Here is a 25,819-nt window from a genome sequence, read left to right on the forward strand (position 1 = left end):
GAAGGCCCAAAGAATATTTTGCACTACTCCGTGAAAAGATATACCGGCGTTGCAGTTAGAAAGGATTAAGAGCCAAGAGCCAAGAGCCAGGAGCCAAGACCTCACCACTGTATTTCTGAAAAGCGCCAATTTTTCAAGTGAAAGTCTTCCATCTCCCGTCTCCCGTCTCTCCAACTTCATTCTCTCTGATATTTTTTAAAACAAAATATTTTTTAACCCTCATTCTTTAAAATTTTTATGAGTAAATCTAAAGCCGTCGCTAAAACTCAGGGAAATGAAAGGATCAATTTCTCCGCTGCAAAGGGAAAGATTGAGACTCCTGACTTTTTGGACATTCAGATCCAGTCATTCAAAGAATTTTTCCAGCTGGATACCCTGCCGGAACAGAGAGTAAACGAAACTCTCTACAAAACCTTTGAAGAAAACTTCCCGATCACAGACTCACGAAACCAGTTTGTATTGGAGTTCCTGGATTATTTGGTTGATTCACCACGCTACTCCATTGACGAGTGTGTGGAAAGAGGACTGACGTATTCAGTTCCTTTGAAAGCCCGACTAAAACTTTACTGTACAGACCCTGAACACGAAGACTTTCAGACCGTTGTACAGGATGTATATTTAGGTCCGGTTCCTTATATGACGCCTTCCGGCTCATTTATCATTAATGGTGCCGAACGTGTTATCGTTACACAGCTTCACCGTTCGCCGGGTGTGTTCTTCGGACAGACCTACCACGCAAACGGTACCAAGTTGTATTATTCCAGAATTATCCCTTTCAAAGGATCTTGGATGGAATTTACAACGGATATCAACAGCGTAATGTACGCGTATATCGACCGTAAGAAGAAATTACCGCTTACTACGCTATTGAGAGCGATCGGATTTGAATCTGATAAAGATATCCTTCAGATCTTTGACCTTGCAGAAGAAGTGAAAGTTTCTAAAGCAGCGTTGAAGAAAGTGGAAGGAAGAACTTTGGCTGCGAGAGTCTTGAACACCTGGTTTGAAGATTTCGTGGACGAAGATACTGGTGAAGTGGTTTCTATCGAAAGAAATGAGATCATCCTTGACCGTGAAACGATTCTTGAAAAAGAACATTTAGATCTTATCCTGGATGCTGGTGTGAAATCTATCCTGATTCACAAAGAAAATTCAAACGAATTCTCTATCATCCAGAATACTTTACAGAAAGACCCTACCAACTCTGAAAAAGAAGCGGTGGAGTATATCTACCGTCAGTTGCGTAACGCAGATCCGCCCGATGAGGAAACAGCACGTGGAATCATAGAGAAGTTGTTCTTCTCAGAGCAGCGTTACTCATTAGGAGAAGTAGGCCGTTACCGCCTGAACAAAAAATTAGGCTTAAATATTCCTGAAAATACCGAAGTTTTAACGAAAGAAGATATCATCTCCATCGTTCGTCACCTTATCGAGTTGGTGAACTCTAAAGCAGAGGTAGATGATATTGACCACTTGTCAAACAGAAGGATTAAAACCGTAGGCGAGCAACTTGCTGGTCAGTTCGGTGTAGGTCTTTCGAGAATTGCAAGAACGATCCGTGAGCGTATGAATGTTCGTGATAACGAAATCTTTACGCCAATTGACCTTGTTAATGCGAAGACTTTAACATCAGTTATTAACTCATTCTTTGGTACCAACCAGCTTTCTCAGTTCATGGACCAAACCAACCCACTTTCAGAAATCACGCACAAGCGTCGTCTTTCTGCCCTGGGGCCTGGTGGTTTATCAAGAGAAAGAGCAGGTTTCGAGGTACGTGACGTTCACCATACTCACTATGGCCGTATCTGTCCCATCGAAACTCCTGAAGGACCAAATATTGGTTTGATCTCTTCGTTAGGTATCTATGCGAAGATCAATAACCTAGGTTTCATCGAGACACCTTACCGTAAAGTAACCAGCGGTAAAGTTGACCTTAAGACACCTGCAGTTTTCTTAAACGCAGAAGATGAGGAAGACAAAGTAATTGCTCAGGCAAACGTTGAAATGAACGAAGACGGTACAATCTCTACAGACCGTGTTATTGCCCGTCTTGACGGTGATTATCCGGTCGTGGAACCACAGCAGGTTGACTTGATCGATGTGGCACCAAACCAGATTTCTGGTATCTCCGCTTCATTGATTCCGTTCCTTGAGCATGATGATGCGAACCGTGCGTTGATGGGATCTAACATGATGCGTCAGGCCGTTCCATTGTTGAAGCCTGAAGCACCGATCGTAGGTACAGGTCTTGAAGATCAGGTAGCCAGAGATTCACGTATCCTTATCAATGCCGAAGGAAACGGTACGGTAGAGTATGTGGATGCTGACAAGATCACAATTAAGTACGAAAGAAGCGAGGATGACGATCTGGTATCGTTCGAATCGGCTACTAAGACATATAAACTTACCAAATTCAGAAAAACCAACCAGAGTACTACCATTACTTTGAGACCAAACGTAAGAGTTGGTGACAAAGTGCAGAAAGGTCAGGTTCTTTGCGACGGTTATGCAACTGAAAACGGTGAACTGGCATTGGGTAGAAACCTTGTGGTTGCCTTCATGCCTTGGAAGGGTTACAACTTTGAGGATGCGATCGTAATCAACGAAAAAGTTGTGCGTGAAGACTGGTTTACTTCAATCCACGTAGATGAGTATTCTCTTGAAGTTCGTGATACCAAATTGGGTATGGAAGAACTTACGGCAGACATCCCGAATGTTTCGGAAGAAGCGACTAAGGATCTTGACGAGAACGGTATGATCCGTATCGGCGCTGAAGTGAAGCCTGGAGACATCATGATTGGTAAGATTACTCCAAAAGGTGAATCAGATCCAACTCCGGAAGAGAAACTTCTTCGCGCGATCTTCGGTGATAAAGCCGGTGACGTGAAAGATGCTTCTTTGAAGGCAGATTCTTCGTTAAGAGGTGTTGTAATCAACAAAAAACTCTTCTCAAGAAACATCAAGGACAAGAAAAAGAGAACTGAAGAGAAGCTGAAGCTTGAGGAAATCGAAAATACGTACAAAGCGAAATTCGATCAGTTGAGAAACACACTTCTTGAAAAACTTGGAACCCTTGTAAACGGTAAAACTTCTCAGGGTGTAAACAATGACCTTGATGAAGAAATCATCGGAAAAGGTGTGAAGTTTACTACGAAACTACTTCAGAGTGTTGAAGATTACGTGAATGTAAGCGGAGCAGACTGGACGGTAGATGCCGATAAAAATGAGTTGATCAAGCAGTTGATCCACAACTACAAGATTAAATTCAACGATATCCAGGGTGTTAAAAACCGCGAGAAATTTGCAATCTCAATCGGTGACGAACTTCCTGCAGGTATCATCAAGCTTGCTAAAGTTTACATCGCTAAGAAGCGTAAACTGAACGTAGGAGATAAGATGGCGGGTCGTCACGGTAACAAAGGTATTGTATCAAGAATCGTTCGCGAAGAAGATATGCCATTCCTTGAAGACGGTACACCTGTAGACATCGTGCTGAACCCACTTGGGGTACCTTCACGTATGAACATCGGTCAGATCTACGAAACCGTTCTTGGATGGGCAGGTCAGAAATTAGGATTGAAATTCGCAACGCCGATCTTCGATGGTGCGAATATCGACCAGATTACAAGCTACACAGAGCAGGCAGGTCTTCCGGAATTCGGTTCTACTTATCTGTATGATGGTGGTACCGGTGAAAGATTCTCCCAGCCGGCAACAGTAGGTGTAATTTACATGCTGAAGCTTGGCCACATGGTAGATGATAAGATGCACGCACGTTCTATCGGGCCGTATTCATTGATCACGCAGCAGCCACTTGGTGGTAAAGCGCAGTTCGGTGGACAGCGTTTCGGTGAGATGGAGGTTTGGGCGCTTGAGGCATTTGGTGCTTCAAACATCCTGAGAGAGATCCTTACCGTGAAGTCTGATGACGTTATCGGTAGAGCTAAAACTTATGAAGCAATCGCAAAAGGCGAAGCAATGCCAGAACCTGGTATTCCGGAGTCCTTCAACGTATTGCTGCATGAGCTGCAGGGCCTTGGACTTGATATAAGACTGGAAGAATAGACAAGAGATTTTTAGACAGGAGACACAAGACCAAATATGGGTCAAGAGAAAAGCTCAAATCTCCAATCTTCAATCTCTCAATCTTTTAATCTAAACAAAAAAAAATGTCAAATAAAAATAAAACAAGTAATTTCAGTAAAATTACTATCGGTCTTGCTTCACCGGAATCCATCCTTCAGGATTCGCGCGGTGAGGTTTTAAAGCCCGAAACCATTAACTACAGAACCCACAAACCGGAACGTGACGGCTTGTTCTGCGAGAAAATCTTCGGTCCTGTGAAGGATTACGAATGTGCTTGCGGTAAATACAAGAGAATCCGATACAAAGGAATCGTTTGCGACCGTTGTGGTGTAGAAGTTACCGAGAAAAAAGTACGTAGAGAGCGTATCGGCCACATCGGCCTGGTAGTTCCTGTGGCTCATATCTGGTATTTCCGTTCTTTGCCGAACAAAATCGGTTATCTTTTGGGTCTTCCATCCAAGAAACTGGACATGATCATCTATTACGAAAGATATGTCGTGATTCAGGCCGGTATTGCCAAAAAAGCCGACGGTTCTGATTTTGAGGACAAAGAATTCCTTACTGAGGAAGAGTATCTTGATATTATGGATACGCTTCCGGCAGAAAACCAATATCTTGATGATTCTGACCCGAATAAATTCGTTGCCAAAATGGGTGCCGAAGCGGTAGAAGAATTATTGAGAAGAATTGATCTTGATACGTTGTCTTTTGACCTTCGTCACAAAGCACACAATGAATCTTCAAAACAAAGAAGAACTGAGGCATTAAAAAGACTGAATGTTGTTGAAGCCATCCGTGGTGCCAACACCAGGATGATCAACCGTCCGGAATGGATGATTATGCGTGTTCTTCCTGTTATCCCACCAGAATTGAGACCATTGGTTCCATTGGATGGAGGTAGATTCGCGACATCGGATCTTAATGACCTTTACAGAAGAGTAATCATCAGAAACAACCGTCTTAAGAGACTTTTAGAGATTAAAGCTCCGGAAGTAATCCTTAGAAACGAGAAGCGTATGCTTCAGGAATCTGTAGATTCACTATTCGATAATACAAGAAAATCATCAGCTGTAAAATCTGAATCGAACAGACCATTGAAATCACTTTCAGATTCATTGAAAGGGAAGCAGGGTCGTTTCCGTCAGAACTTATTGGGGAAACGTGTGGATTATTCAGCGCGTTCGGTAATTGTTGTAGGTCCAAACCTTCAGCTTCACGAATGTGGTATCCCTAAAGATATGGCTGCCGAGCTTTACAAACCGTTTATCATCAGAAAACTGATTGAAAGAGGAATCGTAAAGACCGTAAAATCTGCAAAAAGAATCATCGACAGAAAAGAACCTGTTGTTTATGACATCCTGGAAGGCGTAATGAAAGGCCACCCGGTTCTTCTGAACAGGGCACCTACACTTCACCGACTGGGTATCCAGGCGTTCCAGCCAAAAATGATCGAAGGAAAAGCTATTCAGCTTCACCCATTGGTTACCACGGCATTCAACGCGGATTTCGATGGTGACCAGATGGCGGTACACTTACCTTTAGGCCCAGAGGCTATTCTTGAAGCTCAACTATTGATGTTAGGTTCTCAGAATATCCTTAACCCTGCGAACGGTTCCCCAATTACCGTACCTTCTCAGGACATGGTATTGGGTCTGTATTTTATGACTAAGCAGCTTGATTCTACAGATACTATGAAAGTGAAAGGTGAAGGTCTTGCCTTCTATTCACCGGAAGAAGTAGAAATTGCTTATGCAGAAGGACAGGTTTCCCTCAATGCGAAAATAAGATGTAGAGTACCGGTAAAAGAAGAGGGCGAAATTGTTGTTAAACTTACCGAAACTACTGTAGGAAGAGTATTGTTTAACCAGATTGTGCCTAAAAAATCAGGATATGTAAATGAGCTGCTTACCAAGAAATCGTTGAGAAACGTTATTGGTAGAGTATTGGCAGATACAGATTTCCCTACGACAGTGAAGTTCCTTGATGATATGAAAGACTTAGGTTATTCAAATGCATTCAAAGGAGGACTTTCATTTAGTTTGGGAGATATCGTAATTCCGGCTGAAAAGAAAACCATGATCGCACAGGCGGTTGAGAACGTAGACGAAATCAAGGCCAACTATAACATGGGTCTTATTACCGATACAGAACGTTATAACCAGGTAATTGACGTTTGGACCAACACCAACGCGGGACTGACTGAAATGATCATGAGCAGAATGAAAACCGACCAGGGTGGGTTCAATTCTGTTTATATGATGCTTGATTCCGGTGCGAGGGGTTCCAAAGAACAGATCCGTCAGCTTTCAGGGATGCGTGGATTGATGGCGAAGCCACAAAAAGCAGGTTCTACAGGCGCGGAAATTATTGAAAACCCGATTGTAGCAAACTTTAAGGAAGGTCTTTCGATCCTTGAGTACTTTATCTCCACCCACGGTGCACGTAAAGGTCTTGCGGATACCGCTCTTAAGACGGCCGATGCTGGTTATTTGACCAGAAGATTGGTAGACGTTGCACAGGATGTCATCATTACAGAAGACGATTGTGGAACATTAAGAGGTACCGAAATTTCTCCGTTAAAGAAAAACGACGAAATCGTAGAGCGACTTGCCGAAAGAATCTTAGGTAGAGTTTCCCTGCACAATGTATACGATCCGGAAACTGACGAAGTTCTGGTAAATGCAGATGAACTCATCAATGAGGCACTGGCCAGAAAAATCGAAGGTGCAGGAATTGAAGTGGTAGAAGTTCGTTCACCATTGACGTGTGAGACCAAGAAAGGTATTTGCGCGAAATGTTACGGACGAAACCTTGCGACAGGTAAACCTATCCACATGGGTGAAGCTGTTGGGGTGATCGCCGCACAGTCTATTGGTGAACCGGGAACGCAGCTTACGCTGAGAACCTTCCATCAGGGTGGTACCGCGGGTAACATTTCAGAAAACCCATCGATCGTTGCAAGACGTGACGGTATCGTGGAAATGGATGAAGTGAGAACCGTAACCTCCGAAAACGACGAAGGCAAAAAAGCTGAAATCCTTGTTTCACGTTCTACGGAATTCCGTTTGGTTGCAGACAATGCAGCACGTACACCGCTTATGGTGGCTAACGTACCTTATGGTTCAGAGCTATTGGTAAAACCGGGTGATAAAGTGAAAAAAGGCGACACCATTGCGAAATGGGATCCGTATAACGCGGTAATCATTGCTGAATCTGCCGGTAAAGTAGAGTATGAAGACATCATCCAGGGTATTTCATTCGCACTGGAGATAGATGAGCAGACAGGTTTCGAGGAGAAAGTAATTTCAGAATCAAGAAACAAGAAAGCTGTACCTACACTTAGAGTAGTAGATTCTAAAGGTGTTGAGCAGAAATCATACAACCTTCCGGTTGGTGCCCACTTGATGGTAAACGATGGTGAAAAGATTAAGGCGGGTAAAGTCCTGATCAAGATCCCGCGTAAATCTGCAAAATCCGGGGATATCACGGGTGGTCTTCCGAGAGTTACCGAACTTTTCGAAGCACGTAACCCTTCAAACCCAGCTGTAGTAACAGAAATCGACGGTGTAGTTTCTTACGGAAAAATCAAGCGTGGTAACCGCGAATTGATCGTAGAAGCGAAAACTGGAGAAATCTCTAAATATTTAGTGAAACTTTCAAACCAAATCCTCGTTCAGGAAAACGACTTCGTAACAGCTGGTTCGCCGCTGTCTGACGGATCTATCACACCGGACGATATCCTGAAAATCAAAGGCCCAACAGCCGTTCAGGAATATTTGGTGAATGAGATTCAGGAAGTTTACCGTCTTCAGGGGGTAAAAATTGATGACAAGCACTTCGAAATCATCGTAAGACAGATGATGACGAAAGTATCTATCGTTGATGGTGGTGACACCCAGTTCCTTGAAGGTGCTCTGGAGCATAAATTCGATTTCCTTGAAGAAAACAACAGGGTATTTGGTCTAAAAGTAGTGACGGAAGCCGGAGATTCAAAAGCATTCTTGCCAGGCCAGATGATCACTGCCAGAGAACTGAGAGACGAAAACTCCAAACTGAAGCGTGAGGACCTTGCACTTGTAGAAGTGCGCGATGCTCTTCCTGCAACGGCGACACCTGTTTTACAGGGTATCACCAGAGCGGCGCTCCAAACCAAATCGTTCATGTCGGCAGCTTCCTTCCAGGAGACTACGAAAGTATTGAACGAGGCGGCAGTTTCCGGAAAAGTAGATTACCTGACCGGTCTGAAAGAAAACGTAATTGTAGGACACAGAATCCCTGCAGGTACAGGTCTTAAAGACTATCAGAACATCATCGTGGGTTCTAAAAAAGAATTCGAAGACATCAACTAAGTAATTTTGAATTGTAGATTATGGATTTTGAATTTTAATCCATAATCTATCATTCATAATCCAAAATTCATAATTCATAATTAAAAAAAACATGGACAACAACCAAAACCAAAATCAGGATCCAAACAACATCAACATCAACCTGAACGAAATGATCGCTGCAGGAGTTTACTGCAACCTTGCGTTGGTAAACCACTCGCCTTCAGAATTCGTAGTGGATTTCATCCAGCTTATGCCGGGTGTACAGCAGGCTAACGTGCGTTCTAGAGTGATCCTGGCGCCGCTTCACGCAAAAAGAGTTCTTTCTGCATTGCAGCAAAACGTAGCTAACTACGAGCAGCAGTTCGGCGAAATCAAAGAAGTAGAGCCTTTCGTAGTAGGACAGAACAATAACGTTCAGGCGTAAGTCCAAACGGTTTATTACAGTAATCCCGGTTCAGTAACGAACCGGGATTTTTTTTCTCAGCATTTGTGTAAGTGTTAGAAAAAGGAATACAGCGTGAAAAGTACATCAGCTAAAATAGTAATCATACCGAATAATCCTGTGGCTAAAAATGCAGTATACACTATTTCCACCCAGTTTGTTCCCAGATAGTACCGCATAAACCCTTTTGTATACGAAAAAACAAGGTTGATCGTAACAAATCCTACCAATGCAAACTCGGCATCAGAGCGCTGCACCAGTGGAATATTTCCACTGCCGTCCGCAACTGATAAGATAAAAAATAAAACTGTCAAAACCGCCATAATCATGGCTGCCTTTTGGAAACCGTAATCCGATTCGTGGGAGATTGTTTTCATGTATGTCCTTATTTAGTATTAATTTATTTTTCAAATGTAGAACGGCTGAACGCCAAAACGCGGCGCTTTACTAAGAAATTACCTATCTGTAAAAAAAAACCGGCTCACAAAGAACCAGGTTTTTCCACGCAATTTCAGAAAGAACAGTGAGCAGGATACGAACCTAAACCCTTTCAACAAAAAAAATCTGCTTTTTAAACTTACCTATAGTAAGCCGGAAAGCAGATTCACTTTTTTTCATCATTTGTGTGGCGCAAATTTACAGTGAAAAATATGCAGTTTTTTGTACATTGCTGTACAATTTTCGCAGTAAGTAAATCAAGATACCGGTATAGTAATTAGTAATGAAACGCACGTCAGCCTCCATCCACGAGCTGCGCCTGAAAACGGTCAAAACTTTCGGAAAACAAATCGTAACCGCCACAGACTGCGAAAATCTTGCGGCCATTCTCGTCAAAAATCCTAAAGCCAATATCAGCGCACAGACTTTGCGGCGCTTTTTCGGTTTGGTCAGGACGGCCTCCAAACCCAGCCAGTTTACGCTGGACGTGCTCGCTGAGTATTGTGGTTTTACCGATTTCCCTCATTTCGCTGACGCTAATTCACACCGCGAACTGGAACAGTTCTTTGGAGCAGATGAAAACAGTGGAAAAGATTTCTGGCAAAAAAGTGAAGAACTGTGCCGGCAGATTTCAGATTCGGCTGAACTGCTGATCAGCACGCACAAGCGGATGATGCCTTACCCTTTGGCCCGCAAATATTTCATTGAAAATCACCCGATGCGCGATATGCTCGGTACCGTGTACTCACAGTATTTTCTGTGTTATCTGAAGTTCAATACGTCCAACGAAGCTAAGATTTTTGCGTACGGATTTCTTTTTAAAAGCGCTTTCTTACAGGGGAATGAAGAACTGATGAAGATTTTTTACCGTCAGATTGCAGAAACCGAACTCACGCCGGATGTTTTTGTCATTCCGGCCGGCCTCAAATACGGCACGATGCTGCTTTATGCCGATTTGGTCGGGGATGAAGCATTGTTTGCGCAGATTTTTACAGAAATGAAAGAAGTACGGGAGCGGTATATTCCTGCGTCCAGCGCGTCTGTCTGCAGTTTCGAATATACGGTCCTGGAATCATTAATCTTCACCGACAGGAAAAGTGAAATCCATTTCCTCCTGGAAAATAACACCCGCCAGCAACTCCAGCAACAGAAATTCATCCCCGCAGACCGTAAAGCGACGCACGATGAGGTGTGGAAGATCTTATGCGCGGTAGGATTTCATAAAGTAGGTGATACAGCCCGCTCTCAAAAATATTTGGAGTTCATAAACCTGGAAAACCTGGGCTTCGGCTGGCGGAAATATTACTCGCTTATTTATTATTTTTTCCTTGCCGAAATTTCGGAACCTTGTGAGCAGAAGAAAATATACCTAAAACTTCGGGACCTCGTTGATGAAACGCATTTCAGTTTCTATGGAGATCGCCTTGCAAAGATTGAAGCGGTTACCAAAGCACGGCCGGTACATAGAAAGAAAGTTTCTTTGTGAAGTAGAACATTCACACCCAACTTCGAAAAAGTTTCTTACCATATAAATCCCGGTTCATTTGAATCGGGATTTTTTTTCGCCGCTAAAATGGCAAAATTTCTAAAAAAGCTTAATTATCAGCCTGCAAAATCCAGTTCGTTGTTATCATTCTCAGTCATCTCACCAGTCGGCTTCGCCTGAATCTTTTCGAAAATGAGGAAAAAAATGAAAATAAATGCCCAAACAGCGGCTAAAATCCAAGTGCTTTGCGCTCCGTCAGCAAGAGACTCCGTTTTAATTAAACCATTAGTAGATTCAAAAGCAATGTTGGAACCCCAATGAATTCCGAAAGCCAGCCAAAGATTTTTCGTTTTCCAAACGGTAAATGCGAGCAACAAACCAAGGAAAAAAAGATAAGTTAAAACTGCAGCGCCGTCATCCAGTCGCCAAATATGGTTTAGAACGTAAACCGCCGCAGAAAGCAGCACCCAGTTTTGACCGCTCACTTTGTGCTGCAAATGTCTCCAAAGATAACCGCGCGTCAGCAAATCTTCAGCAACGGACGGTATTGCGGTCATCAGTAAAAGCATCGGCAGCGCCTGAAAAACCGCCATTATAGTTGGGATTTCCGTTATTTTCTCATAACCTAAAATCGTGGAAAGCCATGTGGAAAGTGCAAAAGCAAAAATCCCGATAACCAAACCTTTAATTAAATTGATGAACCAGGGTTTTTTCAAAGCTAATCCGTACGCACCGAAACCTTTTCCGCCCTGCCACACCGCAATTCCAAAAGCTACAAGCAGAAAACCGATTTTAAAGACCGCCATAATCCAAAATTCGTCGTAGAATTCCGGAAAATGATAAACGGCAAACAGGACAATAAAGCCCAGCAAAAATGAAAAGTAATTGTTTTGTTTCATGGTTGTTTTTTAATAGTTTATATGATTTGTATTGCAAAATGGTATTCTGTTACAGTGACTTATATAATTTTTACGTTCGTTCGTTACTAAAATTTAAAAATGATTGCAGTACATTTTTTTACTGCTAAAAGCCTATTTTTTTCTTAACTTCCACACCACACAAAAAAATGAAAAAACGCATTTAATATGAAAAAAATAACTTTACTTTTTCTCTTCTTCTTTCTTGGCATCAGTTTTTTACCGGCTTCCGGGCAGGATTTTCAGAAAACAGATCAGCTCATCCTAAAGGTAAAAGTCATCGGGATTAAAGACGGCGACACCGTTGAGGTTTTATATTATCAGCTACCGCTCGTGGTACGCCTTGAGCATATTGACGCGCCGGAAAAAAAGCAGGCTTTTGGCTCCGTTTCCAAACAGAAACTTTCCGCGCTGGCTTTCGGCAAAAACGTCACTTTGGTAAGTCAGGGCAAAAAAGGAAACTACGACGCGCGCGGCCGCTTAATCGCGGAAATTTATTTAAATGAAAAAACCTGCCTTAACAAAGAAATGTTGAAAGCAGGTTTAGCCTGGCATTATAAAAAGTATTCCGTGAAGCTGGAATATGCGAAACTAGAGATAACGGCGCGCAGAAATAAGGTCGGTTTGTGGTCAGAAAAATCGCCGGTCGCGCCTTGGGATTACCGGAAATAAGTCAAAAAAAATACCGCCTTAAAAAGCGGTATTTTTTGTTTTTCTATAGCTGAACCATTTCGGTGACTTCCACATCATAGCCACCAACCAAAGGTTTTTGGTGAACATTCTGCGAAATCACACGGAATTTATTAATGCCTAAATTTTTCAAAATCTGCGTTCCAATGCCATAATCATGGAAATTGGAAGCTAAAGTCGGTCTTTTTTCCTGCCCGTCCTGGAAATCCAAAAACTGCTGCAGTTTGCGCATGGTATTTTCCGAGTTCGAAACATTATTAATGAAAATGATCGCGCCTTTTCCTTCTTCATTAATCATCGAAGTTACCTTTTCAAGCAAAGGTTTTTCACCTGTCGTTAAACGGCTTAAAACATCAAAATAAGAATTTGAAGCCTGAACACGCACCAAAATCGGTTCGTTTTCTGCCCATTTTCCTTTGGTTAACGCAAAATGAATTTGGTCGGTGCAAGTCTCTTTAAAGGCATAAAAATCAAAATCGCCGTAGAAGGTTTTTACTTCTCTTTCTTCAATGCGCGCGATAAGGTCACCTTTTTTTAATTGATATTCAATTAAATCTTCAATGGAAACCAGTTTCAAATCGTGTTTTTTTGCCAGTTCATACAATTCCGGCAGTCGCGCCATGGAACCATCTTCGTTCATAATTTCGCAAATCACGCCGCCTTCTTTTAAGCCTGCAAGTTTAGTAAGATCGATGGCAGCTTCGGTGTGACCGGCTCTTTTTAAAACGCCGCCTTTTTTCGCTCTTAATGGGAAAATGTGCCCCGGACGCATAAAATCCGCGGGTTTCGTGTTTGGGTCCATTAAAGCTAAAATCGTTTTGCTGCGGTCGCTTGCGGAAATTCCGGTAGAAACGCCGTCGCCCAGCAGGTCTACAGATACCGTAAACGCCGTCTCTTTCGGGTCGCTGCTGCGCGTGACCATAATATCAAGACCAAGTTCGTCGCATCTTTTTTCCGGTAGCGGTGTACAGATCAGCCCGCGGCCGTGAATGGTCATGAAATTGATAATTTCCGGCGTGGTAAGTTCTGCAGCGGAAAGAAAATCACCTTCATTTTCGCGGTTTTCATCATCAACTACGATGATGATTTTTCCGTCCTTCAGGTCCTGTATCGCTTCAGGAATCGTATTAAGTTGTATATCGGGCATGTTGCTATTTTTCAGTGCTGCAAAGATACTTAGATTTAAATATTCACCAATCTTTATTTGGGCGTCTTCATCCGTCTTCCGCTCCCGCTTTTTTGCTCCGCTTCGCGTCACAAAAAGAGCTCCGCTCAAGCCGGGACGCGGGATTTTTGCTCCTTTCGAAACTGTTTTCTAAGCCCAAGACCGTTTATACAATCAAGAATCTGTGGCATTTCTTATGATCTCATAAGATTTCAATCTCGCCGCATGATCATAGATTGCCGAGGTCACCATGATTTCATCTACTTTAAATTGCTTTTGGAAATCAGCGAACTGCTTTTTCACCGATTCTTCACTTCCGATGAAACTGTAGCGCAGCATATTCATTACGTGGGCTTTTTCCATCGCATTCCAAACCGAGTCTATGTCTTCTACAGGCGGTGAATACGGTTTTCTGTCGTTACGGATGATGTTGATGAACATTTGGTAGAGCGTACCCGAAAGTCGATTGGCTTCCTCGTCGGTTTCGGCTGCAATGCCGTTGACACACGCGATGATGTAAGGTTCGGGGAATTCTTCGCTCGGTTTATAGTTTTCGCGGTAAATCTCGAAGGCGCTTTCCATCATCTGCGGTGCAAAATGTCCGGCAAAAGCATAGGGAAGTCCCATTTCTGCCGCGAGCCACGCGCTGTCGGTACTTGATCCGAGGATGTAAATCGGGATATCGCAACCCTCACCGGGAATAGCCCGCACCGCGCTGTTGGCATTTTCCACCGAAAAATACTGCTGAAGTTCGAGGATTTGTCTCGGGAACTGTTCATTGATGATCATTGGGTTTCTGCCCAGCGCCTTTGCGGTAAGCCCGTCGGTGCCCGGCGCGCGGCCTACACCAAGGTCTATCCTTTTCGGGAAGAGACTTTCAAGCGTACCGAACTGCTCCGCGATCACGAGTGAACTGTGGTTCGGCAACATCACGCCACCGGAGCCTACACGAATTGTTTTGGTTCCGTTCGCAATGAAACCAATAAGAACCGAAGTTGCAGAACTGGCGATGCTGGCCATGTTGTGATGTTCGGCCAGCCAGAATCTTTTGTAACCGAGTTTTTCTGCATGCCGGGCCAAATCCAGGCTGTCATCAAAGGTATCACTGATCGTTTTATGTAGTTTTACCGGAGCTAAATCGAGTACAGATAGATCGAATCTTTTCATAATATTGTTTTAAGACGAATACAAAAATACGGAGATTAGAAAGGTTTGCAGAATGATTGCGATATTTAAAACTAATGACCATGATATAACCGGCTTATTAAAAGTAAAACAAAGCAAAAATCTGTGTGTGGAGATTTCCAAATAATTCCTATATTTGCAAACCGAAATGGTTCTTTGGCCGAGTGGCTAGGCAATGGTCTGCAACACCATCTACAGCGGTTCGAATCCGCTAGGAACCTCAAGTAAAAGCAAATTTCTGATCTTCAGTAATTTGCTTTTTTGTTTTATAACATTTTCACAGTTTTAACGTTCTCTTAACAGGTGGTTGGTTCCGTTTTGGTGTAACCCCTCCTAAGTAAACGAAAATCTTTAGTTATGAAAAATATAATCACCGCAGGTTTTATGTCCGTTGTTCTACTGACAGCCTGTACAAAAGATAATACAGTGGCCGAAAAATCACTGGAGCAGCAAAAGATGGAATTTCAGGCTCGTCAGCTTGAGATAGAAAAGCAAAAATTAGCCATTGAAAAAGAGAAAATGGCTTATGAAACCCAGAAAAAAGCAGACAGTATTGAAGAAGAAAGAAAAGCGAAAGCTGCTGTAGCTGCTGCGCGCCCGCAGGTAATCCGCGAAACCAAAACAGTTTACGTAGATAACACACCGCGATATTCTTCAAGTGCAGGTTCAAGCGCCGGATCCAGCGCTGGTACTACACAAACAACCGCCCAAAGACAGGGGATGAGCAAAGCCGCTAAAGGTACAATCATCGGTACTGTGGGTGGTGCAGCGGCCGGAGCGCTGATCAATAAGAAAAACCGTGCGGCTGGTGCTGTAGTAGGTGGTATTATCGGTGGTGCGACAGGATATACCATCGGTAGAGCAGGTGACCGTAAAGACGGTCGGGTACAGCCACGAAACTAATTTCTTATCAAATATAGTTGCAAAGATTGCTTATTTTTAAGCAATCTTTTTTTATGCTGTATCTCCTGATTTCACTTCTGATTTTATTACCGGTATTCTCGGGATTCGGTGCAGCAGTGAACAGGTATATACACACTACCGTTACAGGAGTCGCAGCAAATGTATTAACCGGCATGCTGGGCCTTACGGTTACATTTACACTTTTGGCATTCTTTATTCCATTCAGTGTTTGGGTTGAAGTTTTCACGGTAATCATCGGCTTTTCGTTATTTTTATATCTAAAGGTTTACCGCGATATTATACTTTTTTTTAAAGTCCAAAACTTTTGGTTTTATCTTTTCAGCGTTTTAATTCTTTTTGCCGGAAGCGGTTTCCCATTCATTCTCGATCATTTCGGCTATTATGTTCCAACCTCAAAATGGCTCGCAGAAGTTGGCCTAGTCCGCGGAATTGCAAATTTGGATTTAGTGCTTGGTCAAATGTCTTTCTGGCACATCCTTCAGGCCGGATTTTCTCATTTTACCGACCCGTTTATGCGGCTGAATTCGATAATGGCAATGGCTTACCTGATTTATGTTTTCGAAAAAAAGGCCTGGTCCCACCTGATTTTATTTCCGGTTTTGTTCCTGTTTGTACAGTCGCCGTCGCCGGATCTTCCCGCGGTTGTGCTTTCACTCGTAGTTTTGAACGAAATATTAAGCAAAAACAAAAGCCACGGCTGGCTCTTCACAGTTTCGGTTTTTGCGTTCGCCATCAAACCGACGTTACTATGGCTTCCTGTTTTTTCGCTGCTTTACATCGTTTCTGATCCCAGCAGAAATTTCAAAATCTTCTTTGGCGGCGCTGCGATAGGCTTACTGTTTATCGTAAAAAATTGCTGGACATTCGGTTTTCCCGTATTTCCCGTGCAGACTTTCGATTTTGGATTCAGCTGGAAACCGCACCCTGATATCCTGCAGATCTCATCTGAAACTGCTTACCGAAAAACATTCGACATGCAGTTTTCGGTTGCTGAAATAAAAGGATTTACACTTACCCAACTGATGGCCAAATGGCTTTCATTGCCTTTTCCAAAAGGTTTCATCAATATCCTGCTTATTTTAGGATTGCTGATATTCCTGCTGTTCTGTGTTTTACAGAAACAGAAGGTTTACTGGCTGCTTTTCCTTTCTATTATCATTAAAACAGTTCTCGTACTGGCCTTTTCGGCGCAATACCGTTTTTTCCTCGAAGTCTTTTTTGTGCTGGCCGTCGTGTTTTTTTATAAAAAGGCAAATAATTCGCAGGTCTTTATTTTTAGTACAGGGCTTTCATTGATTATATTATTAATGATTTCCTTTCCCAAAACCTTACAAAAAACCCTGCCTAATTTCCGTAGTGGTACTTTCATGACTGGTCTTTCCGTAAAACAATTGATAAAACCTGCCACTTTTAAACTTGAAAGATTCCAAACGCATCAAATCGGAAACCTTAAGTTCAATATTGTAGAAGCTTATTTCTACAGTTTTGATACGCCTTTACCGGCGATCACACCTTATGCGATAAAAAAATATGATGAGGCCGGAATCTTTCCTCAACTGAAAGGCAAGACACTCAGCGAAGGTTTTGTATGGAAAAAACTTTCGAAAACGGACCAAAGGAAACTGAAGCAAATCATACAGAAAATGAACCTTGAAAAATATGGCCGGTGATCATGCTTTTGTCTTCAGTTTCAATTTAAAACCAATCTTCTGCAACTGCGGAATGACCGTTGTTTGCCCACCCAAATTCATTAACTTTGTACTATGTTCACACTCGGTAATTTTCTTACGCTATCCACCTTTGGCGAAAGTCATGGTTTAGCTTACGGCGGCATCATCACCAACTTTCCTGCGGGACTTGAGGTGGATTTTGAAAAGGTGCAGTACCAGCTCGACAGACGGAAACCGGGGCAGTCGGCAATCGTCACACAGCGGAAGGAAAGTGACACTGTTGTTTTTCAGTCGGGAATTTTCGACGGGAAAACCATAGGTACGCCAATTGGTTTTATCATTAAAAATGAAAATCAAAAATCTCGGGATTACAGCCATATTGCCGATGCTTACAGGCCCAGCCATGCAGACTTTACCTACGACCAAAAGTTCGGCCTGCGCGATTACCGCGGCGGTGGTAAATCTTCGGCGCGTGAAACCGTGAATTGGGTGGCAGCCGGTGCTCTGGCGCGTCAAGTTCTGCCCGCAGATGTTGAGATAAGCGCATATGTTTCTTCTGTTGGAGAAATTTTCTGTGAAAAACCTTATCAGGATCTCGATTTGTCTAAAACTGACGAGAGTGATGTACGCTGTCCGGATCCGGCGACTGCGGAAAAAATGATTGCAAAAATCAAAGAGATAAAAAAAGAAGGCAACACGATTGGAGGAACCATTATGTGTGTGATTAAAAATCTGCCGGCGGGAATCGGTGAACCGGTGTTTGGCAAGTTACAGGCCGAACTCGCCAAAGCAATGCTTAATATCAATGCCGCAAAAGGCTTTGAATACGGCAGTGGTTTCTGCGGCGCAAAGATGACCGGAAAAGAACACAATGACCTTTTCAATATTGATTTCAGTACGAAAACGAATTTGTCCGGCGGTATTCAGGGCGGTATATCAAACGGGATGGATGTATATTTCCGGGTCGCTTTCAAGCCGGTTGCTACTCTGTTGAGACCGCAGGAAAGTGTAGACCGTGACGGAAATATGGTTATTGTGGAAGGAAAAGGCCGTCACGATGCGTGCGTATTGCCGCGTGCGGTGCCCATCGTGGAAAATCTGGCCGCCTTTGTCCTCGCGGACCTTTATCTGATCAATAAACTTAGAAGACTTTAAAACAATATTATTTTAAAAAAGAATAAAATTATGGCTGATGATACTTTCAGTATTCAGCAATACTGGCAAACCGCACTGTCGTTCGAGGAATATATGGATGTGGCACAACGCCGCGTTACAGAAACGCCCAGTACGGACGATTATTTCCAATATTACGAACTCGGTTTACACCGCATGGAGCGCACGATGAAAACTTTTAAGTTGGATGAAGAGCTGCTCGAAAATTTAAAAGCAAAAAATTTCAAAGGAAAGATTCTGATCATCTCCGAGCCCTGGTGTGGCGATGCGAGTGCCACTGTGCCTGCTGTTGCGCTGTTTTTCGAAGCAGCTGGCGTGGAGGTTCGCGTTTTCCTGCGAGATTCTGACACTACATTGATTGACCAGTTTCTGACGAACGGCACCCAATCAATTCCGAAAATTTTGGTGTTGGATGAATTCCTTGACGTAAAAGATACCTGGGGACCGCGTCCGCAGTACGGAAATGAGCTACTCGCAAAATTCAAAGCAGACGAAAAGTCGTACCCGCGGGAAGAATTTTATAATGACCTGCAGGTTTACTATGCAAAAAACCGCGGTCAGGACGCCATTAATGAAATTTTAAAACTTGTTTAAATGACATTTTTAAGAAAGAATATTTTCTACATCATCGCGCTGGCCTTTGTCGCGGTGCTTTACCTTTTTCCATCGGTAAAACTGAAGATCAAAGACCTCTTTTTTCCGGTCGCAGCCATTGAAAATGCCGTGACACTGCAGGATGAGGATTACGATGTTCAGCTGAAAGGTCTTAATGTACCGAGCACAAACCTGAAGAACCTGAAAGGTGACAAACTGGTTTTCCTTAACTTTTGGGGAACCTGGTGCCCGCCTTGCCGGGAAGAATGGCCTACGATCGAGAAACTTTATCAGTCACGAAAAGGCGAGGTAGATTTTGTGCTGATCGCGATGCAGGATAAAGAAGAGGATGTACTGAACTTCATGAAAGACAAAGGCTATACGGCGCCGGTTTACATCGCGCAAAGCCCGGTGTCAAAAAATATTTTACCAAAAGCATTTCCCACCACATTTTTGCTTGATAAAAATGGCAGGATACTGCTTAAAGAAGATGCGTCCAAGGATTGGAACAGTAAATCTGTGCACGAATTCATCGACAGTTTTACAAAGTAATTTAACATAATTTAGTAAAACACGGTACAGAAGTTGCGATTACTTTCGGGTTTAAATATTAACACGAACGAATGAAACTATCAAAAATTGCTTTGGCAAAAGAGGCCTTCAGACACAAAGGCTTTATCGCTAAAATTCCTGTGATCATCCGGATGGTAAAATCTGTGATGTCGAAAAATGGTTACAAACCAAGTTATAAGAACGTCATATTGCCGGGGCTTGTTTTGGTTTACCTTATTTCGCCAATTGACGTCCTGCCAGACTGGATTCCTCTAATCGGCGTGATGGATGACCTCGCGCTATTGGCTTTCGCCATACCGATGCTGATCCGTGAAGCGGAGAAATTTGTGGCCTGGGAAACGGAGACTAAGGCGGGAAATAATATTTCCGACGCGGAGATTATTAGTTAAATCACATTTAATAAAGAGAATGCACCTGTTTCCAGGTGCATTTTTTATTTTAAAACGTTTAGAAAGCGACGCGGCTATAGCATGTGGAAATTTTTGGTGAAATTTGCACCGTGAAAAATCTTATTTCCATCGTCGGAACCACAGGCATCGGCAAAACGGCGCTCGCCATCGAACTTGCCAAATTTTACGGGACCGAAATTGTATCCTGCGATTCGCGGCAGCTTTTCCGCGAGATGAAAATCGGTACGGCCCGTCCTTCTGACGTCGAGTTGGCTTCGGTTCCCCATCATTTCATCGGGAATCTTTCCGTGCAGGATTATTATTCGGTCGGGCAGTTTGAAAAAGATGCGCTGGCGAAAATCGAAGATTTATTTACCAGGCACGATGTGGTCATATTGGTTGGTGGCAGCATGATGTACGAAAAAGCCGTGATTGAAGGATTGAACGACTTGCCCGAATCCAATCCCTCAAACCAGCAAAAACTTGAAAAAATATTTGCAGAAGAAGGCATAGAAAAACTTCAGCAAATCCTTGAAAAGCTGGATACGTTGTATTTTGAAATCGTGGACCGCAGCAATCCGCGGCGTCTTTTTCGGGCAATCGATATCATTTGGCAAACCGGAAAATCTTATACTGAAAATATAGCTACTCACCTTCACAAACGTCCTTTCAGCGTTACGCGAATCGGCATTTCAGCACCGCGCGAGGTCATTTATGAACGCATAAACCAACGCGTTGACGCAATGCTGGAGCAAGGTCTAGAAGAAGAAGTCCGTAATTTGATTCCTTTCAAAGACCTTGTTGCACTGCAGACGGTAGGCTACACCGAACTGTTTAAGTTTTTCGACGGAACCTGGGATTTTGATACCGCAGTGGAAGAAATCAAGAAAAACTCGCGTCGTTTTGCGAAGCGTCAGCTCACGTGGTATCGCAAGGAAACCAATATCCATTGGGTTGATTACCGCAAAGCCGTGGCAGAATCATTATCTTTGTTAAAGAATTTAAATATTTAAATAAAATGGCACAGACACCTTCAAATATGCTCGCGCTCGGAACGAAAGCGCCTTTTTTTGAACTCCCGAATCCTTCACACAGCAGCGAAATTCAGTCGCTCGAAGAACTGAAAGGCGAAAAGGGAACATTGGTGATTTTCATGTGTAATCACTGTCCATTCGTGCTGCATGTGATTGATAAACTTGCTGAGCTTTACGAAGATTATCAGGACAAAGGCATCGAGTTTATCGCAATCAACGCGAATGATGTAGAAAAATATCCGGACGATTCGCCGGAAAAAATGATTGAGTTTCAGCTTGACAAAAAGTTTGATTTTCCATATCTGTTTGATGAGAGCCAGGCTGTGGCGAAAGCATACAACGCTGCCTGCACGCCGGATTTCTATTTTTTCGACGAAAAACTGGATCTGATTTACCGCGGTCAGATGGATGATTCACGTCCCGGCAACAACAAAGAAATTACCGGTGAAGATCTGATTATCGCTTTTGAAAACCTTCTTGCCGGTGCTCCGCAGGAGGAAATTCAGCGGCCAAGCATCGGTTGCGGCATCAAATGGAAGTAGAGGCTTTTTAAAGAGGCAGGTAAAAAGTAAAAAGAGCAAAGTAAGCGCGATAATCGCAGGATTTTGCTCTTTTGTTTTGCTTAATAATTGCTACGTGGCCCCTTTTACTTTTTACTTTTCTCTTACTTTAAGAAAGGATTATACTGTTTTTCGAAACCAACGGTTGTAGGATTTCCGTGACCGCTATAAATTTTGGTCTCATCATCCATCGTGAAGAGTTTCGTGCGGATGCTGTCTAAAAGTTGTGCATGGTCACCCTTGTAAAGATCAGTGCGGCCGATGCTGCCTTCAAATAATACATCGCCGCAAACCGCGAATTTTTGGGATTTTGAGTAAAATCCCACGCTGCCCGGTGAATGTCCCGGAATATGCAGAACTTTGAGCTCATCTTCATCCAGACTTACGGTGTCGTTTTCATTTAGATATTTGATTTCGCCTTCAAAAGGCTTGAAGAAAAACCCAAACTGCTGTGCGCTCATTGGGTTCCGTTCGAGAACTTCAAAGTCAAGTTCGTGCATCAAAACCGGAACTTTATACTTGTCAAACGCCCACTGCAGGCCCAGAACGTGATCAATATGCGCGTGTGTAAGCAGGATATTCTTAATTTGAACCTTGTTTTCGGCGATGAATTTTTCAAGTGATTCGGTCTCAACCTCACTGAAATTTCCGGGATCGACCAGAAAGGCGTTTTGCCTGTCATTAAACACAACATAGGTGTTTTCAGAAAATGGGTTGAACGCAAATGATTTTATATGCAGCATCATATTTAGGTTTAAATGTCGTCAAAAATACAGATTTTAAAACCTTATCACATTTGGCTTTACAACAAACTGCGTGATATTCCGTTATCTTTAGACGTATGAAACTGAAATTTTTACTCTTTTTACTTTTTAATATCACCTTATTTGCGCAGGATATCCGCAGTGTACAGCTGTTCAATCCGCAGACAAACGATGAGACGCCTGTCATCGGTTTTGATGAGGTTCTGATTCTCCGTTTCGATGATCTTTCGAATTCAAGTAACATATACCGCTATACCATCCGCCATCTGGACCGGAACTGGAATGAAGACGGACTTTTTTTCACGGAATTTGCCACCGGCAGCCTGAACGGCATGATAGACGATTTTAAATATTCATTCAACACGCTGCAGCCGTACACGCATTACACGCTGACGTTTCCGAATGATAAGATCCGACCGAAGATTTCCGGAAATTTCGAGATGATCGTTTACAAAGATTCACCATCCAAACCATTATTCACCAGAAGGTTTTCGATGATGGAAGACGGCGCGATCGTCGGTGTAAATTTAAGCCGAACCACGGACGCCAGGCGTCCCGGCGTCAACCAGCGTGTGGAAGTGCAGGCGCTCGGCAACAGTTCGGCGCTGATGCAGAACACTAATTCGGTAAGCCTGAATGTGGTGCAAAATAATAACTGGAACGTCGCGCTGTACGGTCTGCGGCCGAGTTCCACATTAGGAAACCGGTTGCTTTTTCAGCAGATGGACCTCGCTTTTCCGGGGAATAACGAGTTTTATTATTTTGACAACAAGAACATGAGTTACGCTTTCGATATGGTGGCGGGTGCCGAAACCGTGGAAAACGTGAATTATACCTATCTCCATCCCGTGTGGGCTTTTCCGGGCAATTACCAGTTTCAGCCCGATGTGAACGGCGCTTTCTATTTTCGCCGCAATGATTTGGGCCTTGAGCGTGATCCCGATCGCGAAGCCGATTATTCCTGGGTGTATTTTGCGCTTGATTCGCACAAAACCGACAAAGAAATCTATGTGATGGGCGCTTTCAACAATTTTCAGGCGTCACCCGAAAACTTGATGTACTACGACGAAAACGCAAAAAAATACCTCGCAAAAATCTATCTTAAGCAAGGTTTTTATAATTACATTCTGGCCACAAAAAATGATGATGGCAGCCTGAATTTTGGTGAGATCAACGGAAATTTCTGGCAAACCGAAAACCTTTATCAGGCGTATCTCTATTACAAACCCTTCGGCAGCAACTACGACGGGCTGTTGGGTTACGGCGAGTTTCGAACGCCGGTAAGGTAAATTTTTCAGGAGCTTTTTCCCGCTATCCGCTGTATCCCCTCGCCGCCTTACCAGGCGACGAGGGGGATGCCGCTTCTATCGGGGCTAGGGACCCCGCACCGGAAGAAGGTCTATTTAAACAAAATAGAAATCGTTCAGCTTTTCTTCGCAAAGTGTTTTCACCACTTCAATCCAGCGGTCTTCATCATTCAGACACGGGATGTAATGAAAGTTTTCGCCGCCCGCATGCAGGAAGTCATCACGGCCTTCCACCGAGATTTCTTCAAGCGTTTCCAGGCAGTCAGACACAAAAGCCGGACACACAATTGCCAGATTTTTCACGCCTTTTTTCGGTAATGCATCCAGCGTTTCATCGGTGTACGGTTCCATCCACTTATCTTTTCCAAGCCGCGACTGAAAAGAAACAACCGTCTTTTCCCGCGGAATGTCCAGTTTTTCGATGACAAGCTCAGTGGTTTTGTAGCACTGATGTCTGTAGCAGAACTGATGACTGGGATTTTCGGCTCTTGAGCAGCAGTCGTTCAGGTTGCAGGTGTTGGTTGGGTCAGTTTTATAGATATGCCGCTCCGGCACACCGTGGTAGGAGAACTGCAGGGCATCGTAATTTTCAGGAAGTTTTTCGCGGATGCTTTCAGCCAGGCAGTCGATATAGATATCTCGGTTGTAGAAAGGCTGCACGTAGCTAATTCGGACATTTGGGAAATGTTTTTTACGCACCTCTTCAGCTTTATCCACCACAGTTTCGGTTGTACTCATCGCATATTGCGGATACAATGGAAAGAGCACGATCTCCTTAACACCTTTTTCTGTAAGGCTGCGTATCCCACTTTCAATACTCGGTTCGGAGTAACGCATCCCTATTTCCACCGGAATATCTACAAGTTTTTGCAGCTTTTGCTGAATTTGCCTGGTGATGACAATCAGCGGAGAGCCTTCGTCGGTCCAGACCGTTTTATAAGCCTCTGCAGATTTCGCCGGACGCGTTCTCAAAATAATGCCCTGAACTAGCAGCGAACGGAAAAACCAGCGGTAATCGATCACTTTTTCGTCCATCAGAAACTCGTCGAGATACTCCTTCACATCTTCAACACGTGTAGATTTCGGCGAACCGAGATTGACTAATAAAATTCCTTTCATATTTTTTTGAAATAAGTAATTGGCTGTCCAATACGCACGGCATATGTTCAAACCAATTGCTGATATATTTATCCATTTACCGCTTCCACGTGGTCTATAAGTTCGGGCACAAACTGCTTCAAAAGGTTTTCGATACCGCCTTTGAGAGTCGCTGTAGAACTCGGACAGCCTGAACAAGCGCCCTGAAGCAGCATTCTCGCGGTTTTTGAGGTTTCATCGTACTCGATAAGTGAAATTTTGCCGCCGTCACCGGCCACCGCTGGCGCCACGTATTCGTCGAGAATATCCGAAATTTTCTGCTCGGTTTCGGTGTATTCGCGGTTAATAATATTTTCGGCAGGTTTCTCGTGTTTTTGTGCGGCAATGTTCGAGATTTTACCGCCTTCCTGCAAATAATTAGCGATGAAATCACGCACTTCAATCATCACCTCATGCCATTCAACAGACACATTTTTGGTAATCGCGACAAAGTTTTCAGAGATAAAGACTTCTTTTACAAAACCGAACTTAGCAAACAACGCGGCAGCAAGCGGAACATCTCCCGAATCTTCGAGCGATTTCACTTCCACAAAACCATCGATCAGCCTGTTGCTCGAAACGAATTTCATTACCATCGGGTTTGGTGTCATTTCACTGAAAATCTGGTGTGAATCCGCCATTTTCTGACGGTAGATGCGTGGATTTTCGTGAAGGGTTTCCTGCAGGATGTTTTTAAGGCTTTCGGCTACATGTTCCCATTCTACGCCGTCCTGTTTTGCCACGGCAATGAAGTTGGCTGTGATGAAAATCCGTTCCACGAAAGGATATTTGAAAAGTTCCTGAGCCAAAGGTATTTCCGAAATGTCAGAATCGCGGTCAAGCTCCACGGAACCGGGCAGCAGCGTATAATCCGCCACGAATTTCAGCACTTTCGGGTTTTCGGTAGGTTCTATAAGGATAGGTCTCATATTATTCAGTAAATTTGAATGGCAA

At 43.4% G+C, this 25,819-nt stretch carries 21 protein-coding genes and 1 tRNA gene; 15 read left to right on the plus strand and 7 right to left on the minus strand.

Going from position 1 to position 25,819, the window contains the following annotated elements; all coding sequences use genetic code 11:
* The first annotated feature begins 237 nt into the window (after positions 1-237).
* The 3 genes from rpoB (at position 238) to QEP06_RS08485 (ending at position 8,841) form a co-directional block, all read left to right on the plus strand.
* Positions 238-4,065 (plus strand): DNA-directed RNA polymerase subunit beta, encoded by a 3,828-nt coding sequence (gene rpoB, locus QEP06_RS08475; RefSeq protein ID WP_251832292.1) that lies wholly within the window; start codon positions 238-240, stop codon positions 4,063-4,065.
* Positions 4,066-4,169: 104 nt separating this feature from the next.
* Positions 4,170-8,435: a DNA-directed RNA polymerase subunit beta' gene (gene rpoC / locus QEP06_RS08480; protein ID WP_251832291.1), complete on the plus strand. Its 4,266-nt coding sequence runs from the start codon at positions 4,170-4,172 to the stop codon at positions 8,433-8,435.
* Between the two features lie 91 nt (positions 8,436-8,526).
* On the plus strand, positions 8,527-8,841 hold the full coding sequence (locus QEP06_RS08485; protein ID WP_251832290.1) for a DUF3467 domain-containing protein: 315 nt from the start codon (positions 8,527-8,529) through the stop codon (positions 8,839-8,841).
* Positions 8,842-8,915: 74 nt separating this feature from the next.
* Here QEP06_RS08485 and QEP06_RS08490 read toward each other — a convergent pair whose 3' ends face one another.
* On the minus strand, positions 8,916-9,236 hold the full coding sequence (locus QEP06_RS08490; RefSeq protein ID WP_285269869.1) for a hypothetical protein: 321 nt from the start codon (positions 9,234-9,236) through the stop codon (positions 8,916-8,918).
* A 344-nt stretch (positions 9,237-9,580) separates the two neighbouring features.
* Here QEP06_RS08490 and QEP06_RS08495 point away from each other — a divergent pair, with 344 nt between their 5' ends.
* Positions 9,581-10,783 carry a hypothetical protein gene (locus tag QEP06_RS08495; RefSeq protein ID WP_285269870.1) on the plus strand — a complete coding sequence of 401 codons (1,203 nt, stop codon included), beginning with the start codon at positions 9,581-9,583 and terminating at the stop codon, positions 10,781-10,783.
* 116 nt (positions 10,784-10,899) lie between these two features.
* Here the strand turns inward: QEP06_RS08495 and QEP06_RS08500 are convergent, their stop codons facing one another.
* The gene (locus QEP06_RS08500) at positions 10,900-11,682 is read right to left on the minus strand and encodes a CPBP family intramembrane glutamic endopeptidase (protein ID WP_285269871.1); all 783 of its coding nucleotides are present in this window, start codon (positions 11,680-11,682) and stop codon (positions 10,900-10,902) included.
* Positions 11,683-11,868: 186 nt separating this feature from the next.
* Here QEP06_RS08500 and QEP06_RS08505 point away from each other — a divergent pair, with 186 nt between their 5' ends.
* Positions 11,869-12,372, plus strand: coding sequence for a thermonuclease family protein (locus QEP06_RS08505; RefSeq protein WP_285269872.1), 504 nt, complete (start codon positions 11,869-11,871; stop codon positions 12,370-12,372).
* Between the two features lie 43 nt (positions 12,373-12,415).
* Here QEP06_RS08505 and ribB read toward each other — a convergent pair whose 3' ends face one another.
* Positions 12,416-13,537, minus strand: a complete 1,122-nt coding sequence (gene ribB, locus QEP06_RS08510) for a 3,4-dihydroxy-2-butanone-4-phosphate synthase (protein ID WP_285270080.1) — start codon at positions 13,535-13,537, stop codon at positions 12,416-12,418.
* A gap of 192 nt (positions 13,538-13,729) precedes the next feature.
* Complete coding sequence (locus tag QEP06_RS08515; RefSeq protein WP_285269873.1) at positions 13,730-14,722, minus strand: LLM class flavin-dependent oxidoreductase; 993 nt, start codon at positions 14,720-14,722, stop codon at positions 13,730-13,732.
* Positions 14,723-14,890: 168 nt separating this feature from the next.
* Between QEP06_RS08515 and QEP06_RS08520 the strand changes: the two genes are divergently transcribed.
* From QEP06_RS08520 to QEP06_RS08560, 9 genes are all read left to right on the plus strand, one after another.
* Positions 14,891-14,961: transfer RNA gene (locus QEP06_RS08520), tRNA-Cys, on the plus strand.
* A 136-nt stretch (positions 14,962-15,097) separates the two neighbouring features.
* Positions 15,098-15,643, plus strand: coding sequence for a YMGG-like glycine zipper-containing protein (locus QEP06_RS08525; RefSeq protein ID WP_251832283.1), 546 nt, complete (start codon positions 15,098-15,100; stop codon positions 15,641-15,643).
* 53 nt (positions 15,644-15,696) lie between these two features.
* Entirely contained in the window at positions 15,697-17,334 is a 1,638-nt protein-coding gene (locus QEP06_RS08530; RefSeq protein WP_285269874.1) for an LIC_10190 family membrane protein, read from the plus strand.
* Between the two features lie 93 nt (positions 17,335-17,427).
* Positions 17,428-18,489, plus strand: coding sequence for a chorismate synthase (gene aroC / locus QEP06_RS08535; RefSeq protein ID WP_285269875.1), 1,062 nt, complete (start codon positions 17,428-17,430; stop codon positions 18,487-18,489).
* Between the two features lie 51 nt (positions 18,490-18,540).
* Positions 18,541-19,101, plus strand: a complete 561-nt coding sequence (locus tag QEP06_RS08540) for a thioredoxin family protein (protein WP_285270081.1) — start codon at positions 18,541-18,543, stop codon at positions 19,099-19,101.
* Positions 19,102-19,653: a TlpA family protein disulfide reductase gene (locus tag QEP06_RS08545; RefSeq protein WP_285269876.1), complete on the plus strand. Its 552-nt coding sequence runs from the start codon at positions 19,102-19,104 to the stop codon at positions 19,651-19,653. It abuts the gene before it with no gap.
* A gap of 71 nt (positions 19,654-19,724) precedes the next feature.
* The gene (locus tag QEP06_RS08550; RefSeq protein ID WP_251832279.1) at positions 19,725-20,063 is read left to right on the plus strand and encodes a YkvA family protein; all 339 of its coding nucleotides are present in this window, start codon (positions 19,725-19,727) and stop codon (positions 20,061-20,063) included.
* A gap of 110 nt (positions 20,064-20,173) precedes the next feature.
* Complete coding sequence (gene miaA, locus QEP06_RS08555) at positions 20,174-21,076, plus strand: tRNA (adenosine(37)-N6)-dimethylallyltransferase MiaA (RefSeq protein WP_285269877.1); 903 nt, start codon at positions 20,174-20,176, stop codon at positions 21,074-21,076.
* Between the two features lie 5 nt (positions 21,077-21,081).
* Positions 21,082-21,639, plus strand: coding sequence for a thioredoxin family protein (locus QEP06_RS08560; protein WP_251832277.1), 558 nt, complete (start codon positions 21,082-21,084; stop codon positions 21,637-21,639).
* A gap of 122 nt (positions 21,640-21,761) precedes the next feature.
* On the opposite strand, the gene QEP06_RS08565 is transcribed toward QEP06_RS08560, so the two are convergent.
* Complete coding sequence (locus tag QEP06_RS08565; RefSeq protein WP_285270082.1) at positions 21,762-22,400, minus strand: MBL fold metallo-hydrolase; 639 nt, start codon at positions 22,398-22,400, stop codon at positions 21,762-21,764.
* A 98-nt stretch (positions 22,401-22,498) separates the two neighbouring features.
* Here QEP06_RS08565 and QEP06_RS08570 point away from each other — a divergent pair, with 98 nt between their 5' ends.
* Positions 22,499-23,710 carry a type IX secretion system plug protein gene (locus QEP06_RS08570; protein ID WP_251832276.1) on the plus strand — a complete coding sequence of 404 codons (1,212 nt, stop codon included), beginning with the start codon at positions 22,499-22,501 and terminating at the stop codon, positions 23,708-23,710.
* Positions 23,711-23,824: 114 nt separating this feature from the next.
* On the opposite strand, the gene hemH is transcribed toward QEP06_RS08570, so the two are convergent.
* Positions 23,825-24,847, minus strand: a complete 1,023-nt coding sequence (hemH, locus tag QEP06_RS08575) for a ferrochelatase (RefSeq protein WP_285269878.1) — start codon at positions 24,845-24,847, stop codon at positions 23,825-23,827.
* A 68-nt stretch (positions 24,848-24,915) separates the two neighbouring features.
* On the minus strand, positions 24,916-25,794 hold the full coding sequence (locus QEP06_RS08580) for a NifU family protein (protein WP_251832274.1): 879 nt from the start codon (positions 25,792-25,794) through the stop codon (positions 24,916-24,918).
* Between the last annotated feature and the right edge of the window lie 25 nt (positions 25,795-25,819).

The sequence above is a fragment of the Kaistella rhinocerotis genome, from assembly GCF_030243905.1.
Classification (GTDB): Bacteria; Bacteroidota; Bacteroidia; order Flavobacteriales; family Weeksellaceae; genus Kaistella; species Kaistella rhinocerotis.

Excerpts from the sequence above, each read along its gene's own strand:
- QEP06_RS08490 (WP_285269869.1), bottom strand. The coding sequence starts at position 9,236 with ATGAAAACAATCTCCCACGAATCGGATTACGGTTTCCAAAAGGCAGCC.
- QEP06_RS08500 (WP_285269871.1), bottom strand. The coding sequence starts at position 11,682 with ATGAAACAAAACAATTACTTTTCATTTTTGCTGGGCTTTATTGTCCTG.
- hemH (WP_285269878.1), bottom strand. The coding sequence starts at position 24,847 with ATGAAAGGAATTTTATTAGTCAATCTCGGTTCGCCGAAATCTACACGT.
- QEP06_RS08530 (WP_285269874.1), top strand. The coding sequence starts at position 15,697 with ATGCTGTATCTCCTGATTTCACTTCTGATTTTATTACCGGTATTCTCG.
- QEP06_RS08515 (WP_285269873.1), bottom strand. The coding sequence starts at position 14,722 with ATGAAAAGATTCGATCTATCTGTACTCGATTTAGCTCCGGTAAAACTA.
- QEP06_RS08580 (WP_251832274.1), bottom strand. The coding sequence starts at position 25,794 with ATGAGACCTATCCTTATAGAACCTACCGAAAACCCGAAAGTGCTGAAA.
- QEP06_RS08495 (WP_285269870.1), top strand. The coding sequence starts at position 9,581 with ATGAAACGCACGTCAGCCTCCATCCACGAGCTGCGCCTGAAAACGGTC.
- QEP06_RS08565 (WP_285270082.1), bottom strand. The coding sequence starts at position 22,400 with ATGCTGCATATAAAATCATTTGCGTTCAACCCATTTTCTGAAAACACC.
- QEP06_RS08505 (WP_285269872.1), top strand. The coding sequence starts at position 11,869 with ATGAAAAAAATAACTTTACTTTTTCTCTTCTTCTTTCTTGGCATCAGT.
- QEP06_RS08560 (WP_251832277.1), top strand. The coding sequence starts at position 21,082 with ATGGCACAGACACCTTCAAATATGCTCGCGCTCGGAACGAAAGCGCCT.
- rpoC (WP_251832291.1), top strand. The coding sequence starts at position 4,170 with ATGTCAAATAAAAATAAAACAAGTAATTTCAGTAAAATTACTATCGGT.
- QEP06_RS08570 (WP_251832276.1), top strand. The coding sequence starts at position 22,499 with ATGAAACTGAAATTTTTACTCTTTTTACTTTTTAATATCACCTTATTT.
- QEP06_RS08550 (WP_251832279.1), top strand. The coding sequence starts at position 19,725 with ATGAAACTATCAAAAATTGCTTTGGCAAAAGAGGCCTTCAGACACAAA.
- QEP06_RS08485 (WP_251832290.1), top strand. The coding sequence starts at position 8,527 with ATGGACAACAACCAAAACCAAAATCAGGATCCAAACAACATCAACATC.
- QEP06_RS08525 (WP_251832283.1), top strand. The coding sequence starts at position 15,098 with ATGAAAAATATAATCACCGCAGGTTTTATGTCCGTTGTTCTACTGACA.
- ribB (WP_285270080.1), bottom strand. The coding sequence starts at position 13,537 with ATGCCCGATATACAACTTAATACGATTCCTGAAGCGATACAGGACCTG.
- rpoB (WP_251832292.1), top strand. The coding sequence starts at position 238 with ATGAGTAAATCTAAAGCCGTCGCTAAAACTCAGGGAAATGAAAGGATC.
- aroC (WP_285269875.1), top strand. The coding sequence starts at position 17,428 with ATGTTCACACTCGGTAATTTTCTTACGCTATCCACCTTTGGCGAAAGT.
- QEP06_RS08545 (WP_285269876.1), top strand. The coding sequence starts at position 19,102 with ATGACATTTTTAAGAAAGAATATTTTCTACATCATCGCGCTGGCCTTT.